This is a genomic window from Streptomyces sp. NPDC086554 (genome assembly GCF_040686095.1).
Classification (GTDB): domain Bacteria; phylum Actinomycetota; class Actinomycetes; order Streptomycetales; family Streptomycetaceae; genus Streptomyces.
This window is the reverse complement of sequence record NZ_JBFBJK010000036.1, coordinates 60702-76074: the sequence shown is the minus strand read 5'-3', so window position 1 is coordinate 76074 and position 15373 is coordinate 60702. Positions and strand designations below refer to the sequence as shown.

Annotated in this window: 16 protein-coding genes; 11 read left to right on the top strand and 5 right to left on the bottom strand. The window is 71.5% G+C overall.

The window, feature by feature from the left end; all coding sequences use genetic code 11:
• Positions 1 to 87: 87 nt before the first annotated feature.
• The gene (locus tag AB0O76_RS39365; RefSeq protein ID WP_365501716.1) at positions 88 to 1143 is read right to left on the bottom strand and encodes an NAD(P)/FAD-dependent oxidoreductase; all 1056 of its coding nucleotides are present in this window, start codon (positions 1141 to 1143) and stop codon (positions 88 to 90) included.
• A 65-nt stretch (positions 1144 to 1208) separates the two neighbouring features.
• On the opposite strand from AB0O76_RS39365, the gene AB0O76_RS39360 reads away from it, so the two are divergent.
• The 11 genes from AB0O76_RS39360 to AB0O76_RS39310 all read left to right on the top strand — a co-directional run bounded on the left by AB0O76_RS39360 (position 1209) and on the right by AB0O76_RS39310 (position 11701).
• On the top strand, positions 1209 to 1817 hold the full coding sequence (locus AB0O76_RS39360) for an XRE family transcriptional regulator (RefSeq protein WP_365501714.1): 609 nt from the start codon (positions 1209 to 1211) through the stop codon (positions 1815 to 1817).
• A 100-nt stretch (positions 1818 to 1917) separates the two neighbouring features.
• Positions 1918 to 2886, top strand: a complete 969-nt coding sequence (locus AB0O76_RS39355; protein ID WP_365501712.1) for an NADPH:quinone oxidoreductase family protein — start codon at positions 1918 to 1920, stop codon at positions 2884 to 2886.
• Entirely contained in the window at positions 2883 to 4064 is a 1182-nt protein-coding gene (locus AB0O76_RS39350) for an acyl-CoA dehydrogenase family protein (RefSeq protein WP_365501710.1), read from the top strand. The genes AB0O76_RS39355 and AB0O76_RS39350 overlap by 4 nt, the downstream gene beginning before the upstream one ends.
• Positions 4061 to 5152, top strand: a complete 1092-nt coding sequence (locus AB0O76_RS39345) for an acyl-CoA dehydrogenase family protein (RefSeq protein WP_365501708.1) — start codon at positions 4061 to 4063, stop codon at positions 5150 to 5152. The genes AB0O76_RS39350 and AB0O76_RS39345 overlap by 4 nt, the downstream gene beginning before the upstream one ends.
• A gap of 163 nt (positions 5153 to 5315) precedes the next feature.
• A complete protein-coding gene (locus AB0O76_RS39340) occupies positions 5316 to 6911 on the top strand; it encodes an ABC transporter substrate-binding protein (protein ID WP_365501706.1) in 1596 nt (531 codons plus the stop codon).
• 32 nt (positions 6912 to 6943) lie between these two features.
• Positions 6944 to 7909 carry an ABC transporter permease gene (locus AB0O76_RS39335; protein WP_365501704.1) on the top strand — a complete coding sequence of 322 codons (966 nt, stop codon included), beginning with the start codon at positions 6944 to 6946 and terminating at the stop codon, positions 7907 to 7909.
• Positions 7902 to 8777, top strand: coding sequence for an ABC transporter permease (locus AB0O76_RS39330; protein ID WP_365501702.1), 876 nt, complete (start codon positions 7902 to 7904; stop codon positions 8775 to 8777). The genes AB0O76_RS39335 and AB0O76_RS39330 overlap by 8 nt, the downstream gene beginning before the upstream one ends.
• A gap of 41 nt (positions 8778 to 8818) precedes the next feature.
• A complete protein-coding gene (locus AB0O76_RS39325) occupies positions 8819 to 9733 on the top strand; it encodes an ABC transporter ATP-binding protein (RefSeq protein WP_365501732.1) in 915 nt (304 codons plus the stop codon).
• Positions 9726 to 10409: an ATP-binding cassette domain-containing protein gene (locus AB0O76_RS39320; protein WP_365501700.1), complete on the top strand. Its 684-nt coding sequence runs from the start codon at positions 9726 to 9728 to the stop codon at positions 10407 to 10409. The genes AB0O76_RS39325 and AB0O76_RS39320 overlap by 8 nt, the downstream gene beginning before the upstream one ends.
• A gap of 137 nt (positions 10410 to 10546) precedes the next feature.
• Complete coding sequence (locus AB0O76_RS39315; RefSeq protein ID WP_365501698.1) at positions 10547 to 11407, top strand: phosphatidylinositol-specific phospholipase C/glycerophosphodiester phosphodiesterase family protein; 861 nt, start codon at positions 10547 to 10549, stop codon at positions 11405 to 11407.
• A gap of 99 nt (positions 11408 to 11506) precedes the next feature.
• The gene (locus tag AB0O76_RS39310; protein WP_365501696.1) at positions 11507 to 11701 is read left to right on the top strand and encodes a hypothetical protein; all 195 of its coding nucleotides are present in this window, start codon (positions 11507 to 11509) and stop codon (positions 11699 to 11701) included.
• 53 nt (positions 11702 to 11754) lie between these two features.
• Here the strand turns inward: AB0O76_RS39310 and AB0O76_RS39305 are convergent, their stop codons facing one another.
• The 4 genes from AB0O76_RS39305 to AB0O76_RS39290 form a co-directional block, all read right to left on the bottom strand.
• Positions 11755 to 12939, bottom strand: coding sequence for a phosphodiester glycosidase family protein (locus AB0O76_RS39305; protein WP_365501730.1), 1185 nt, complete (start codon positions 12937 to 12939; stop codon positions 11755 to 11757).
• 200 nt (positions 12940 to 13139) lie between these two features.
• Positions 13140 to 13496 carry a DUF779 domain-containing protein gene (locus AB0O76_RS39300; RefSeq protein WP_365501694.1) on the bottom strand — a complete coding sequence of 119 codons (357 nt, stop codon included), beginning with the start codon at positions 13494 to 13496 and terminating at the stop codon, positions 13140 to 13142.
• A gap of 124 nt (positions 13497 to 13620) precedes the next feature.
• Positions 13621 to 14757 (bottom strand): serine hydrolase domain-containing protein, encoded by a 1137-nt coding sequence (locus tag AB0O76_RS39295; protein WP_365501692.1) that lies wholly within the window; start codon positions 14755 to 14757, stop codon positions 13621 to 13623.
• A 112-nt stretch (positions 14758 to 14869) separates the two neighbouring features.
• Positions 14870 to 15307: an ATP-binding protein gene (locus AB0O76_RS39290; RefSeq protein ID WP_365501690.1), complete on the bottom strand. Its 438-nt coding sequence runs from the start codon at positions 15305 to 15307 to the stop codon at positions 14870 to 14872.
• Positions 15308 to 15373: the final 66 nt, after the last annotated feature.

Sequence of the window (15373 nt, the reverse complement as noted above, 5' to 3'; positions counted from 1 at the left end):
CGCCTTGCAGCTGCACGCACCAGGGCCCGCTCGGCCCTGCTGAATCGGCACCCGGCGCGAAGACCGGCCTGACCCATCGGACAGGCCCTAGGGGGTCAGGCCGTGCACGCGGTGGCCTCCCACCGCGGCGGCCACCTGAGCCTCCGCCTCCGGTGAGAAGATCCCTGACCGTCGCCGGGCCACCGTCGCGTCGATGTCGCCCATGACGAGTTCGGCGTTGATCATCGCTCCGGCCCGGTATCCCGCACTCGCCGCGTTGATCACCTGCTCCATGGGGCTCGCCGCGTTGCCGACCGCCCAGATGCCCGGGACGCTGGTGCGGCCCGTCTCGTCCACCACCGGGTACGGCCCGTGCGGGGTGTCCCTGACCTCGGCGCCGAGTGCGTCGAGCAGGCCGCCGCGGGCCACCGCCTTCGTGGCGACGAACACGACCGAGCGGGGGAACACCCGTCCGTCCGCCATCCGCACGCCCGTCAGCCGGTCGTCCTCGGCCTCCAGGCCCGCGACCTCGCCCTCCACCACCGAGACGCCGGCGGCCGCGAGGCGCTCCCACTCCGCGTCCGGCAGGTCCGTCACGGTGTGCAGGAAGAGCGTCACGTCCTTGGACCACTGGGTGACGAGCAGCACCTGGTGGCTGTTGAAGGGCTCCTGCGCCAGTACGCCGAAGGGCTCGTCCCGCACCTCCCAGCCGTGGCAGTACGGGCAGTGCAGCACGTCACGGCCCCAGCGCTCGGCGACGCCCGGCACATCGGGAAGCTCGTCCACGAGCCCCGTGGCCATGACGACCCGGCGGGCGTGCACCGGCCCGCCGTCCGCGCACGAGAGCTCGAATTCGCCATCGCCGTCGGGCGTCACGGCCGTCACCTGGTCACGCACCAGCTCGACGCCGTACCGCTCAAGATCCCGCCGGCCCTCGGCGAGGAACTCGGCGGGCGGCATCCCGTCGCGCGACAGATAGCCCTGCATGTGCGCGGCCGGCGCGTTGCGCGGCTCGCCCGCGTCGACGACCAGGACCCGCCGCCGCGAGCGGCCGAGCACGAGTGCCGCGCTCAGCCCCGCCGTTCCGCCTCCGACGACGACCACGTCGTACGCCGCGTTTCGCATGTTGTTCCGGGTCACGGTGACCACCTCCACCGGGACCATCCCTCGAAGCATGCGTAATCGACAAGCACATTTGCTGATACTGCAAGAAGTGGCATGGTGGAGTCATGACGGAGACGGAAGAGCCGGAAGCGATGGATCAGGTCCTCACCGAAGTCGGCCCCAGGCTGCGCCGCATCCGCAAGGAGCGCGACGCCACCCTCGCGGGCCTGTCCGCCGCGACCGGCATCTCGGTGAGCACCCTGTCCCGCCTGGAGTCGGGCCACCGCAAGCCCAGCCTCGAACTGCTGCTGCCCATCGCCCGCGCCCACCAGGTCCCCCTGGACGAACTGGTCGGCGCCCCGCCGGTGGGCGATCCGCGCGTGCGGTCCAAGCCGATCGTCCGGGGTGGCCGCACGATGCTCCCGCTGACCCGGCAGCCCGGCGGCCTGCAGGCGTACAAGGTGATCGAACCGGCCCGTTCGGGAGAGCCCGACCCGCGTACGCACGAGGGGTACGAGTGGCTGTATGTCCTGTCCGGGCGGCTGCGTCTGGTCCTCGGTGACCATGACGTGGTGCTCGGCGCGGGTGAGGCCGCGGAGTTCGACACGCGGGTCCCGCATTGGTTCGGGTCCGCGGGGGAAGGGCCCGTGGAGTTCCTCAGTCTGTTCGGGCCGCAGGGGGAGCGGATGCACGTCAGGGCGCGCCCCGCGAAGAGGCCGTCCAAGGCGGAGTGACGGCGGCCCGAAGCGGAGGGCCGAGACTGTTCCCCTGCCTGCAAGCGACCGCTTAGTATGCGATCGAGCCCGGTCTACGAAAGCCCCGTGGAGGCCCCGCATGCAGGCATGGCAAGTGCACCAGAACGGCGAGCCGAGCGCGGTGATGCGCCTCGAAGACGTGGACCGCCCGGTGCCGGGTGAAGGACAGCTGCTCCTGAAGGTCCGCGCCGCCAACATCAACTTCCCCGACGCCCTGCTCTGCCGGGGGCAGTACCAGATCACGCCCCCGCTGCCGTTCACGCCCGGCGTGGAGATCTGCGGCGAGACCGAGGACGGTCGCCGCGTCATTGCCAACCCCGCACTGCCGTACGGCGGTTTCGCCGAGTACGCGATCGCCGACGCGGCGGCCGTGCTGCCCGCGCCCGACGCGCTCGACGACGCGGAGGCCGCCGCCCTGCACATCGGCTACCAGACCGGCTGGTTCGGCCTGCACCGCCGCGCGCATCTGCAGGAGGGCGAGACGCTCCTGGTGCACGCGGCCGCCGGCGGCGTCGGCAGCGCGGCCGTCCAGCTCGGCAAGGCGGCGGGCGCCAAGGTCGTCGGCGTCGTCGGCGGCGCCGCGAAGGCCGAGGTCGCGCGGGAGCTCGGCTGCGACGTCGTGATCGACCGGCGTAGCGAGAACGTCATCGGCGCCGTCAAGGAGGCCACCGGCGGCCGTGGCGCCGACGTCGTCTACGACCCGGTCGGCGGTGACGCGTACACCCAGTCGGCGAAGTGCGTCGCCTTCGAGGGGCGGATCATCGTCGTCGGCTTCGCGAGCGGTGTCATCCCGACGCCCGCGCTCAATCACGCCCTGGTGAAGAACTATTCGGTGCTCGGCCTGCATTGGGGCCTCTACAACGCCAAGGACCCGCAGGCGATCCTCCGTTGCCACGAGGAGCTCACCCAGCTCGCGGCCAAGGGTGCCATCAAGCCCCTCATCAGCGAGCGGGTGCCGCTCGGCGATGCCGCGGGCGCCGTCCAGCGCGTCGCCGACGGGATCACCACGGGCCGCGTGGCCGTGGTCCCCGAGGGGGCCGCCGCATGACCGACGCCGCCGAACTGCGCCGCCGCACCCAGGAGTTCCTCGCCGCCAACCCGCCCGCGTCGACGGACCGCGCCGGCTTCCTCAAGGCCCGCTTCGACGCCGGACTCGCCTGGGTGCACTACCCGGAGGGGCTCGGCGGCCTCGGCGCGGCACGCGCCCTGCAGGCCGTCGTCGACGCCGAGTTGGAGGCCGCGGGCGCGCCCGACAACGATCCGCGCCGCATCGGCATCGGCCTCGGCATGGCGGCGCCCACCATCCTCGCCTTCGGTACCGACGAGCAGAAGCGGCGCTTCCTGCGGCCGCTGTGGATCGGCGAGGAGGCGTGGTGCCAGCTCTTCAGCGAGCCGGGCGCCGGATCCGACCTCGCCGCGCTCGGCACCCGCGCCGTCCGGGAGGGCGACACCTGGGTGGTCGACGGGCAGAAGGTGTGGACGTCCGGCGCGCACGCCGCCCGCTGGGCCATCCTCATCGCTCGCACCGACCCGGATGTGCCCAAGCACCGCGGCGTCACCTACTTCGTCTGCGACATGACCGACCCGGGCGTCGAGGTGCGGCCACTGCGCCAGATCACCGGCGAGGCCGAGTTCAACGAGGTCTTCCTCACCGGCGTACGCATCCCGGACGCGCACCGTCTCGGGGAGGTCGGCGACGGCTGGAAGGTCGCGCAGACCACCCTGATGAACGAGCGCGTGTCCATCGGCGGCGCGCGCATCCCGCGCGAGGGCGGCCTGATCGGCCCCGTCGCCGCGACCTGGCGCGAGCGCCCCGAGCTGCGCACGCACGACCTGCACCAGCGTCTGCTCAAGCTGTGGGTGGAGGCGGAGGTCGCCCGGCTCACCGGCGAGCGGCTGCGGCAGCAGCTCGTCGCGGGGCAGCCAGGGCCCGAGGGCTCCGGGTTGAAGCTCGGATTCGCCCGCCTCAACCAGGAGATCAGCGGCCTGGAGGTGGAACTCCTGGGCGAGGAAGGCCTGTTGTACGAGGACTGGACGATGCGGCGACCCGAGAAGGTCGACTTCGCGGGGCGTGACGCGGGCTACCGCTATCTGCGCGCCAAGGGCAACAGCATCGAGGGCGGGACCAGCGAGGTGCTGCTCAACATCGTCGCCGAGCGCGTCCTCGGCCTGCCGTCCGAACCGCGTACCGACAAGGACGTCGCCTGGAAGGACCTCGCGCGATGACTGATCTGCTCTACTCCGAAGAGGAAGAGGCGCTGCGCTCGGCCGTGCGCGGCCTGCTCGCGGACCACTGCGACGCGGCCTCCGTCCTCGCCCGCTGCGAGACCGACGAGCCGCACGACCGCGAACTGTGGAAGGCGCTCACCGACGGCATGGGCCTTGCGGGACTGCTCGTGCCCGAGGAACTGGGCGGCCAGGGTGCCACGCACCGCGAAGCGGCCGTCGTCCTGGAGGAGTTGGGCCGCGTGGTGGCGCCCGTGCCCTACCTCACCAGCGCCGTCGTCGCGACCGAGGCGCTCCTCGTCTGCGACGGGGAAGCGGCGGCCGAACTGCTCACGGCACTCGCGTCGGGGCGCAGCGTCGGTGTGCTCGCCGTGCCGCTGTCCGCGGCCGCCGGCCAGAGGTTCGCGGACGTACGCGAAGAGGGTGGTGCCCTGCATGGTCGCGTCACGGGCATCGCCGACGCGGCCGCGGCCGACGTGCTGCTCGTGCCCACGGCCGCCGGTCTCTTCGCGGTCGACGTCGCACAGGACGGCGTGACGGTCACCGCGCAGACGTCCCTCGACCCCACCCGTCCGCTCGCCACGGTCACCTTCGAGGCGGCACGTGCGCGTGCCCTCACCTCGGACACCGACCTCGCGGTGCGCGTGGGCCTGCGCGCCGGGGCCGGGCTGCTCGCCTCCGAGCAACTGGGCCTCGCCGAATGGTGCTTGACCGAGACCGTGCGCTATACGAAGGAACGGCACCAGTTCAACCGGCCCGTCGGCTCGTTCCAGGCGCTGAAGCACCGGCTCGCCCAGGTCTGGCTGGAGGTCGTCAACACGCGCGCCGCCGCCCGGCACGCCGCCGACGCCCTGGCCACCGGCAGCGACGAGCCCAACCTCGCCTCCGCCATCGCGCAGGCCTATGCCGCTCCCGTCGCGGTCCACGCCGCCGAGGAGGCGCTCCAGCTGCACGGCGGCATCGGCATGACGTGGGAGCACCCCCTGCACCTCTATCTGAAGCGGGCCAAGGCCGACTCGATCGCCTTCGGCACGGCGGGCCGGCATCGGGGGGAACTGGCGGAGCTGCTCGACCTCCAGGCGCCCTGACCGACGTAAATCCCGGAGTAAATCCCGACGTACATACCCCACAGCAGTATTCGATGCAGCCCGCACGTACCGCGTGCGGGCTGCGCGTTTTACGTCTCCATTACGTGAGGCATAATTGCGAGCTGTTCGCAATAACTGTTGATCTTCAGTAGGGGTGTGGAGCATGAGGGCCCGATCGATACGGGGCACGGGCGCGGTGGCGGCGGCCGCCTCTCTGGCGGTCGCCGCCTCGGCCTGTTCGGCGCCGGGCGACGGCAACAGCGCGGGCGCCGCCAAGGACTCCGCGGTCGTCGGCATCGCGTACGAGCCGGAGACCCTCAGCCCGCTCCTGGGCTACGGCAAGGACGGCAACTCCAAGATCTTCGACGGTCTGCTCACACACGACGCCGACATGAAGCTCAAGCCCGCGCTCGCCGCCGAGCTGCCCAAGGTCGCCGACGACGGCAAGACCTACACGTACAAGCTGCGCGAGGGCGTCGAGTTCAGCGACGGGAAGCCCTTCACGTCCAAGGACGTCGTCTTCACCTACGAGACGATCCTCGACAAGAAGACCAACAACGCCGCCAAGACCGAGCTGGACGCCGTCAAGAGCGTCGAGGCGAAGGGTGACGACACGGTCGTCTTCCACCTCAAGTACCCCTACGCGCCGTTCGCCGAGCGCACCGTTCTGCCGATCGCGCCCGAGCACATAGCGGGCAAGCAGGATGTGAACACGGGCGAGTTCACCACCCGGCCGGTCGGCACGGGCCCGTACAAGCTGGTGAAGTGGTCCAAGGGCGAGAAGCTCACCTTCAAGGCCAACCCCGGCTACTGGGGCGGCGCCCCGAAGGTCAAGAACTTCACGATGGCGATCATCAAGGACGACGACATCCGGGCCACCCGGCTCGACGTCGGTGAGCTCGACGGCGCGATCCTGCCGCCCAACCTCGCCGAGAAGTACGAGAACGACGGCAACAAGAAGACGTACGCCGCCAAGACCTTCGACTACCGCGTGGTGACCCTGCCCACCGGCAACAAGGTCGCGGGCGACACCGCCATCCGGCGCGCCCTCGACGTCGGCGTCGACCGCAAGGCGATGGTCGACTCGATCCTCGACGGCGCAGGCAAGGAGGCCTACGGGCCCGTCCCCACCGACAGCCCGTGGTTCACCAAGGGCACCGAGCGCGAGTTCGACGCCACCAAGGCCAAGAAGATCCTCGACGACGCCGGGTGGAAGCCCGGCAAGGACGGCATCCGCGAGAAGGACGGTGTCCAGGCGACGTTCCCGCTCTGGTACCTCTCCGGCGACAAGCTCCGCCAGGACCACGCGCTCGCCTACGCATCCGACGCCAAGAAGCTCGGCATCAAGGTCGAGGTGCAGGCCGGCACGTGGGAGGTCATCGAGCCCCGTATGCCCAAGGACGCGGTCCTCGCGGGCGGCGGCTCCCCGGCCGACCCGGACTTCGACCAGTACACGCTCCTGAAGTCCTCGCTCGCCGGTGACGGCTTCAACAACATGGCGCACTACGACAACCCCAAGGTCGACAAGGCGCTCGACGAGGCCCGCGAGAGCGGCGAACGCGCCAAGCGGCAGGCCGCGTACGACACGATCCAGCGCGAACTGGTGAAGAACCCCGGCTACACCTTCCTCACCCACATCGACCACCTCTACGTAGTCGACAAGCGCTTCGGCGACCTGACCACCCAGACCGAGCCGCACGACCACGGCCTCGCGTCAGGACCGTGGTGGAACGTCGAGGACTGGCAGCCGAAGCAGTGAAGTCCGCGCTCCAGAAGCTCCCGTGGGGGCCGATGGCGCGCATGACGGGACGGCGGGCCCTGTTCGCCGTCCCGGTCCTGCTCGCCGTCACCTTCGGCGTCTTCGCGATCGCCGCCGCGTCCCCCTTCGACCCGGTCAAGGCGTACGCAGGGACGTCCGGGCTCACGGCGTCCCAGGAGAACCTCGACCAGCTGCGCGCCAACCTCGGCGTCGACCAGCCCCTGGTGCAACGCTGGTGGAACTGGCTCACCTCGGCCCTGACCGGCGACCTGGGGGATTCGAGCACCCTGCGCCAGCCCGTCTCCGACGCCATCGGCGAACGCATCGGCTGGTCCGTGCTGCTCGCCGCCACCGCGTTCCTGCTCGCGATCCTCGTCGGCACCACGCTCGGTGTCCTCGCCGCGCGCCGTCCCGGCGGCTGGCTCGACCGCGCGGTGACCTCGCTCGCGTACACGCTCGAAGCGGCGCCGCCGTTCTGGATCGGACTGCTCGCCGTCTGGCTGTTCGCCCTCAAGCTGGGCGTGCTGCCATCGGGCGGGCTCACGGACACCGCGAGTTCGACGGTGACGGCCGGACAGGTCGCGAGCCATCTCGTGCTGCCCGCCGCCGTCCTGGCGATCTCGCAGCTTCCTTGGTTCGTCCTGTACGTACGTCAAGGTGTCGGCGACGCGCTGGGCGACGACCCCGTCCGCGGTGCACGCGCGCGTGGCCTCGCCGAACGCACCGTCCTCCTCGGTCACGCCCTGCGCTCGGGAATGCTGCCCGTGCTCACGCTGATCGGTTCGCGGGTGCCCGAACTCATCACGGGCGCCCTGCTGGTGGAGACCGTCTTCAGCTGGCCCGGCATCGCCGCCGCCACCGTGCAGGCCGCCACCTCCGTGGACTTCCCACTGCTCGCCGCGCTGACCGTGCTCGCCACTGCGGCAGTGCTCCTGGGCAACCTCCTCGCCGATCTGCTGTACGGACTCGCCGACCCGAGGGTGGGCTTCGATGGCTGACGTGACCTGGCGTGCCACTACAGGGGGCGCTTCCAAGACTCGCTCCACGCGCGCGTGGCGGGTGCGTTCCTCCGCGGTGATCGTCGCGGCGGTCGTCCTCGCCGTCCTTCTCGTACCGCCGCTCGTGAACCTCGACGAACAGGCCGTGAACCTGGCGGCCAAGCTGCAACCGCCGTCCTGGGAACACCCCTTCGGCACCGACGACGTCGGCCGCGATCTGCTCGTGCGCTGCGTGTACGGGCTGCGGGTCTCGCTCCTGGTGGGTGTGGTGGCGGCCGTCGTCGCGACCGTCATCGGTACGGCCGTGGGCGCGCTCGCTGCCGCGTCGGGCGGCTGGGTGGACCGGGTCGTGATGCGCCTCGTGGACGTCTTCTCGTCCGTGCCGCACCTGCTGCTCGGCATCTTCATCGTGGCGATGTTCCGGCCCGGCGTCTGGCCGGTGGTCGTCTCCGTGGCGCTCACGCACTGGCTGTCCACGGCCCGCATCGTGCGCGCCGAGGTGCTCTCGCTCAGGTCCCGCCCCTACGTCGACGCGGCGATCTCCGGGGGTGCGTCACGGCTGCGCGTCACCGTGCGCCATCTGCTGCCCGGCGTGCTCCCGCAGGCCGGACTCGCCGCCGTCCTGATGGTGCCGCACGCCGTGTGGCACGAGTCGGCGCTGTCCTTCCTCGGGCTCGGACTCCCCACCCACCAGGCCAGCCTCGGCACACTCGTCCAGAGCGCACGCGGCTCGCTGCTCGCCGGGGACTGGTGGCCGACGCTCTTCCCCGGCCTGTTCATCATCGTGCCCACCCTGGCGATCGCGGGCCTCGCGGGCGCCTGGCGGGAACGGATCAACCCCCGGCGCCGATCGGAGCTGATGCTGTGACTCCCGTGCTGTCCGTGCAGGGTCTTTCTGTACGTTTCCGGATGCGCGGCGGCAGCTACGTCTCCGCCGTCACCGACGCCCGCTTCGACCTCGCGGCGGGGGAGTGCCTGGCCCTCGTGGGCGAGAGCGGCTGTGGCAAGTCCGTGCTGGCATCGGCGCTGCTAGGGCTGCTCCCGCAGAACGCGGAGACGGCCGGGGCTGCGCTGCTTGACGACGTCGACCTCCTTGCCGCCGACGAGCGGACCCTGGCCCGCACGGTGCGCGGGCGGCGCGTCGGCCTCGTACCGCAGAGTCCGGCGGCACATCTGACGCCGGTTCGGACGGTGCGCGCCCAGCTGGAGGAGACCCTCCGGGAGCTCGCGGGCGTGCCGCGGCCGAGGCTGCGGGCGGCCGCCGAAGCCGCCGCCGAGCGCGCCGCGTTCCCCGCCGGGCACCTGGACCGCTACCCGCACGAGCTCTCCGGCGGCCTGGCCCAGCGCGCCGCCACCGCGCTCGCCCTCATCGGAGACGCGCCCCTGCTGCTCGCCGACGAGCCGACCACGGGACTCGACCGCGACCTCGTCGACCGCACCGTGGACGAACTGCGGCGGCACGTCGGCGAGCACCGCGCGCTGCTCCTGATCACCCACGATCTGGCCGCCGCCGAGCGGATCGCCGACCGCGTCGCCGTGATGTACGCGAGCCGCATCGTCGAACTCGCCGACGCCGACGACTTCTTCGGCACCCCGGGACCCCGCCACCCGTACGCGCGCGGCCTGCTCGACGCCCTGCCGGAGCGGGAGTTCGCGCCGATCCCCGGCATGCCGCCCGAGCTGTCCGCGCTGCCGGGCGGATGCGCGTTCGCGGCGCGCTGCTCAGGGGCGGACGAGGCCTGCGGGGTCGTTCCCGAACCGGTGGGCGGAGTGGCCTGCCACCACCCCCATCCGGCGGCCCTGCTGGAGGCACCCCGTGCTTGAACTGCGTTCCGTAACCGCCGGATACGACCGCCGGGACCCCGTCGTACGCGGCGTGGACCTCACCGTCGACACGGGCGCCTCCGTCGGGCTGCTCGGCCCCAGCGGCTGCGGCAAGTCGACGCTGGCCCGCGTCGCCGCGCTGCTGCACAAGCCGGACGCGGGCCGCGTCGTCATCGACGGTGAGCCCGCACGCGGCTGGCGGCACCGCGCGCCCCGCGAGCAGCGCACCGCCTTCGGCGTCGTCTTCCAGCAGCCGCGGCTCTCCGCCGACCCCCGGCTGACCCTCACCAACTTGATCGCGGAGCCGCTGCGCGCGGCCGGTCGGGGGAGCGAAGCCGCCGAGCGGGTAAGGGAGTTGGCGGCGGCTGTCGGCCTCGGTGACGACCTCATCGGCCGCAGGCCGCACGAGGTGAGCGACGGCCAGCTGCAGCGCGCCTGCCTGGCCCGCGCACTGGTGCTCCGCCCCCGCTGGCTGATCTGCGACGAGATGACCGCGATGCTGGACGCCTCGACGACGGCGGCGCTGGTGCACGCGGTGGAGGAGTACCGGCGCGAGAGCGGCGCCGGTCTGCTCGCTGTCGGACACGACAGGGTGCTCCTGGAGCGGTGGTGCGACCGGACGGTGCACTGGAGCGAGCTGGTGACGGACGGCAGGATGCCGTCAGGTTCCCCGTGACCGGCACCGTGCGCTTCTCGGAGTGAACGAAGGGCGTCGATAGCGCCAACTCCGCGCCGGAGGAGGTTTCTTGACGCGGGCATGGCCTCATACTCACTGAGGCCCCGCCCGTCGTCCCTCGTCCTCCGGGAGTCTCCATGGCCCTCTTCAGCCGTCGTAGAGCCCTCACCACCTTCGGCGCCGCCCTCGCCGGCACCGTCGCCGTTCCCGCGTACGCCCAGGCGAGCGAGCGCGGACACGGCCCCCGCCCCCTCATCCGCGCCCACGCGCACAACGACTACGAGCACCCCCGGCCCCTGTTCGACGCGCTCGACCACCGCTTCGGCAGCGTCGAGGCCGACATCTACCTCGTCGACGGCCAACTCCTCGTCGCCCACGACCCGGTGGACCTCGATCCCACCCGCACCCTCGAATCGCTTTACCTGGACCCCCTGGCCGCCCGCGTCCGCGCCAACGGCGGCTCCGTGTACCGGGGTTACCACCGCACCCCCTTCCAGCTCCTGATCGACATCAAGACCGAGGGCGCGGCGACGTACCTGGAACTCGACCGCCATCTCCAGCGCTACCGGCACCTGTTCACCACGTACTCCCACGGCAAGGTGCGCCGCTCCGCCGTGACGGCGGTGATCTCGGGCGACCGCGCGGCCCGCGCGCCGATGGAGGCCCAGCGGGTGCGCCGCGCCTTCTACGACGGCCGCCTCGCCGATCTCGGCAGCGCGGCCCCCGCCTCCTTCATCCCGCTGATCAGCGACAACTGGACGCTCAACTTCAGCTGGCAGGGCGTCGGCGCCTTCCCCGCTGCCGAGCGCGACAAGCTGCACGGCATCGTCTCCACCGCCCACAAACGCGGTCAGCGCGTGCGCTTCTGGGCCACCCCCGACCTGGCGGGCCCGGCGCGCGAAGCGGTGTGGGGCGAGCTCCTCGCCGCCGGCGTCGATCACCTGAACACGGACGACCTTGCGGGACTTGAGACGTTCCTCGACGCGCACGGGCAGTAACACCCGTTCGGAGGACATGCCGGTCGACCGGATGGTCCCTCCGCTGCGCAACACTGACGGCCGAAGCCGCGGTGCTGACGCGGCGGAGGAGGGTGTTCGATGGCCATCTCGGTCTCTGTGGTGCTGCTGCTCGTGATCCTTGCAGCGGTCTTTCTGCGTAACGGCGCACTGAAGTTCTCACACGCTGTTGTCTGCGCGCTGCTCGGCTTCTACCTGGCGAGTTCAAGCATGGCGCCGACCATCCACAACGGGCTCACGGCCACGGCCGACATCGTCAGCGCTCTGCAGCCCTGATCGTTTCGGCGTCCCTCGCGTGCGGGACACCGAGTGACCGGCGGAGCCCGGGCTCACTTACGGGAGAACACACCGATACCGTTCGGCACCGGGCGCTCCACGCCGCCGCTGGGGTTGTTCCGTACGGTGACGGAATCGGCGCCCGGGATCCTGGCGACCAGGGTGCTCGACGAGACCAGCGTTGACGAGCCGCCGCCGTCCAGGCTGAATCCGTCCACCGCGCCCAACTCGCGCAGGGTGTCGGCCACTTCGGCGATCGTCAGTCCCGTACGGAACTCGGGGGAGCCGTCGAGCGAGAGCAGCAGCAGGCGCTTGCCGTCGTCGGAGATTCCGGCGGCGGTCCGCACGGCAGAGGTCACGGCGTCGAGGCCGGGCAGCGGCGCGCCGCCGCGCAGTACCGGGTAGCCGCCGAGCGCGAAGCGGAACGGGACGCGGGACTCTGCCGCCACCAGGCGGTGCCGGACGCTCACCGGGTCGCCGACCGACAGCTTGCGCAACTGCTGCGCGCCGGCCTCGCGGCCCACGAGGACCGTGGTGCCGCGGGCCACGGGTCCGCCGCCGGGCGTGTCGGCCGACTCCACGACACGCCCGTCGCGCACGGCCACCTCGTGGGTGTCCGTGCTGCAGGGCGCGCCCCGGTTCGTGTCGGTGCCGCAGGTGGAGCGCACCCGCGATGTGCTGCCCCAGTCGCTGGTGAACGCGCCGACGGAGCCCACGGGCAGGGCGTACTGGTTGAGCCCGCCCAGCGGCAACCGGGTCTCGGCGGTACGCACTTCACCGTCCAGACGGAGATCGTCGAGGCGGGCCCGCCGGTCGAAGCCCACGCCGAGCACCGCCTCGGTCGTCACGCCCGGCGGCATCGCCGGACCGAAGCGCTGGCCATTGGGCACCGCACCCTTGAGGGCGTGGCCCCGGGCGACCGCCGGGCCGACGGGTGCGCCCGTGGCCTCGACCCCCGGATGCTGGGTCTCGCTGATGTTGAAGAAGTCGCCGTTGACGCCGCCGACCGCCCCCGCCCCGTCGGCGAGCGTGGAGACGGCGGAACGGGCGCCCACCGCACCGGGATAGAGCAGGTCGACGCCGGTGCGCGGGTTGCTGAGGTCGACGTCGAGCACATGCGCGCGTGCCATGCCGTGCGATGCCGGAATGTCGAACTGCCGGTAGGACACGCCCGGAGCGATCTCCGAGCCGCCCGCCTTGTCGGTGCCCTGAACGGCGTCGGCCGGTGCCGCTCCCATCAGAGCCGCACCGGCCAGCGTGCCGAATGCCGTCAGTACCGAGAGCGCCGCTCTCGCCGTTCTGAACCGTACCGAGGTGTGCCCGCGTCGTGTCGCCACTGCGCCCCCTGCTGTTTCCGTGGCCCGGTCAACTGCCACAGTGTGATGGTCGGTTGAGGAGTTCACCAGATGGCGGTGCCCGTCGGTTGCCTGGCTGATGGCTAGCTCCCGATCAGCTGGGAACGGATCAGGAAACGTACGCCTTCGGGGGCTTCGAGGGAGAAGCCGCTGCCCCGGCCCGGTACGACATCGACGATCAGCCGCGTGTGGCTCCACACCTCGTGCTGGCTCTTCGACATCCAGAAGGTGACCGGCTCGGCCACGCCCGCCACGTCCAGCGAGGCGAGGCGTACATCGGAGTCACCGGTGCGGAACTCGCCCGCCGGGTAGCACATGGGGGCGCTGCCGTCGCAGCAGCCGCCGGACTGGTGGAACATCAGCGGTCCGTGGGCCTCCCGCAGCCGCCGCACCAGTTCGGCGGCCGCGGGTGTCAGCTCCACGCGCGGGGATTCGGTCATGGGCCGCTGCCATTCCTTGCTCGCCGGGCCGCCGTTGAGGCGGTGGTCCAGTCAAACCCACGCAAGGTTGCGAGCACGTTGCAACACGCGGACCCCGCCCCCGTGGCGCGCCTTTGGCCCCCGTCTAGGCCAACGCGTCGTAGACGGCCTTGATGTAGGCGTTGCTGCGGTCGGAGCCGATGATGCCCGGCCCCATTTTGTTCATCATGTACGAGATGGTCATGCGTCGTTCGAGGTCCATGACGACCATCGAGCCGCCCCAGCCGCCCCAGAAGCAGATCTTCCCGTTGGGTATCGACGGGACGATCTCGCGTTGCGGCAGGGCGTAACCGATGCCCCACCGCAGGGGGATCCCGAGGACCAGGTCGAGCCCGTTCGCCTGCTCCTCGAAGATGAGGTCGATGGTCTTCGGGCCGAGCAGCCGGACGCCGTCGACCTCGCCGCCCCGGGCGATCACCGATTGGACGCGGGCGACGGAGCGTGCGTTGCCGTGCCCGTTCACCGCGCCGATGTCCGCGTGGCGCCAGCCGGGCGTACGCGAGTAGTTCGCGTCGATGAGCGGCCCGGTGAACGTCTTCATGGCGACGCTGTCCGCCGCGGGGACGTCCGACCGGGGCGGTGGTGGCGGCGGGGTCACCGGCGCGATGCGGTGCCAGTCCCGCTCGGCGGCGCCGATCTGGAAGTCGGCGCCCAGCGGCCCCGCGATCTCCTCGGCGACGAACTGACGCAGCGTCTTCCCACTCACGCGGCGTACGACTTCACCGATCAGGTGGCCGTAGTTCGTGGCGTGGTAGCCCGCCGCCGACCCCGGAGTCCACCACGGCGCCTGGGCGGCCAGCCGGGCCACGGCCTTCTCCGAGTCGTACAGGTCCTCGACCACGGCGGGCTGTTCGAGACCGGAGACCCCGGAGGTGTGCGCCAGGAGGTGGCGGATCTCGACGCCCTCCTTGCCGTTGGCCGCGAACTCGGGCCAGTAGCGGGCGACCGGCGCGTCGATGTCGAGCACCCCGCGGTCGACGAGCATGAGCGCCGCCAGGCTGGTGACGGTCTTCGTCGACGACCACACATTGGTGACGGTGTCCCGGTCCCAGGCCGTGGTGCGTTCCGGGTCGCGGTGGCCGCCCCAGAGATCCGCGGCGATGTCGCCGTCGATGTCGATGACGAGTGACGCTCCGAGCTCCTCACCGGAGTTCACGTTCTCTTCCAGTGCGGCGCGCACCGCGTCGAAGCGGGCGTCGTGCGTGCCGTGTACGGCAGTCATGTTGCTTGCCTCCCCATGGATTTGCTCACGAGGAGACGGTAAGACCTGACGTTGACGTCAGGGGCAAGTGTGTGGCCTCAGCCAAGCGCAAGCCAGGGGCGACCGCGCGGCCTCACCAGACCAGGACCGCCCGCACCGTCTTGCCGCCCCGGCCGGTGCCGACGACTTCGAGGCGCGCGGCGAGATGCCGCACCATCGCCAGGCCGCGCCCGCTCTCGCGCTCGGCGTCCGCCCTGAGGTCCGTGCCCGTCTTGAGCACGTGCGGGCTGACCGGGCTCGCGTCATGGACCTCGACGGTGACCTGGTCGTCGGACACGACCAGGCGCAGGCGGCAGGGGCTGCGACCGTGCCGGGTGGCGTTGGTGACGAGTTCGGACACGATCAGCGTGGCGTCGTCCACCCGCTCGGCGTTCACCTTCGTCACATGTCGATGGGGGCGGGTCAGGAACACGGAGGTCAGCTTCCGTGCCCGCCCCGCCGAAGCGGCCTCCTGCGGCAGGGCGAATTCGGCGCATGCGGTGTGCCGATGGGCGCGCGTGTGCGCACGCATGGCGACTCACTTCCCCTCCCTGGGACAACCGGCGCACTCACGGAACTACGTCCACCGGGGCCACGG

Coding starts and splice junctions, on each gene's coding strand:
- AB0O76_RS39365 (WP_365501716.1), bottom strand. CDS start 1,143: ATGGTCCCGGTGGAGGTGGTCACCGTGACCCGGAACAACATGCGAAAC.
- AB0O76_RS39360 (WP_365501714.1), top strand. CDS start 1,209: ATGACGGAGACGGAAGAGCCGGAAGCGATGGATCAGGTCCTCACCGAA.
- AB0O76_RS39355 (WP_365501712.1), top strand. CDS start 1,918: ATGCAGGCATGGCAAGTGCACCAGAACGGCGAGCCGAGCGCGGTGATG.
- AB0O76_RS39350 (WP_365501710.1), top strand. CDS start 2,883: ATGACCGACGCCGCCGAACTGCGCCGCCGCACCCAGGAGTTCCTCGCC.
- AB0O76_RS39345 (WP_365501708.1), top strand. CDS start 4,061: ATGACTGATCTGCTCTACTCCGAAGAGGAAGAGGCGCTGCGCTCGGCC.
- AB0O76_RS39340 (WP_365501706.1), top strand. CDS start 5,316: ATGAGGGCCCGATCGATACGGGGCACGGGCGCGGTGGCGGCGGCCGCC.
- AB0O76_RS39335 (WP_365501704.1), top strand. CDS start 6,944: ATGGCGCGCATGACGGGACGGCGGGCCCTGTTCGCCGTCCCGGTCCTG.
- AB0O76_RS39330 (WP_365501702.1), top strand. CDS start 7,902: ATGGCTGACGTGACCTGGCGTGCCACTACAGGGGGCGCTTCCAAGACT.
- AB0O76_RS39325 (WP_365501732.1), top strand. CDS start 8,819: ATGCGCGGCGGCAGCTACGTCTCCGCCGTCACCGACGCCCGCTTCGAC.
- AB0O76_RS39315 (WP_365501698.1), top strand. CDS start 10,547: ATGGCCCTCTTCAGCCGTCGTAGAGCCCTCACCACCTTCGGCGCCGCC.
- AB0O76_RS39310 (WP_365501696.1), top strand. CDS start 11,507: ATGGCCATCTCGGTCTCTGTGGTGCTGCTGCTCGTGATCCTTGCAGCG.
- AB0O76_RS39305 (WP_365501730.1), bottom strand. CDS start 12,939: ATGGGAGCGGCACCGGCCGACGCCGTTCAGGGCACCGACAAGGCGGGC.
- AB0O76_RS39300 (WP_365501694.1), bottom strand. CDS start 13,496: ATGACCGAATCCCCGCGCGTGGAGCTGACACCCGCGGCCGCCGAACTG.
- AB0O76_RS39295 (WP_365501692.1), bottom strand. CDS start 14,757: ATGACTGCCGTACACGGCACGCACGACGCCCGCTTCGACGCGGTGCGC.
- AB0O76_RS39290 (WP_365501690.1), bottom strand. CDS start 15,307: ATGCGTGCGCACACGCGCGCCCATCGGCACACCGCATGCGCCGAATTC.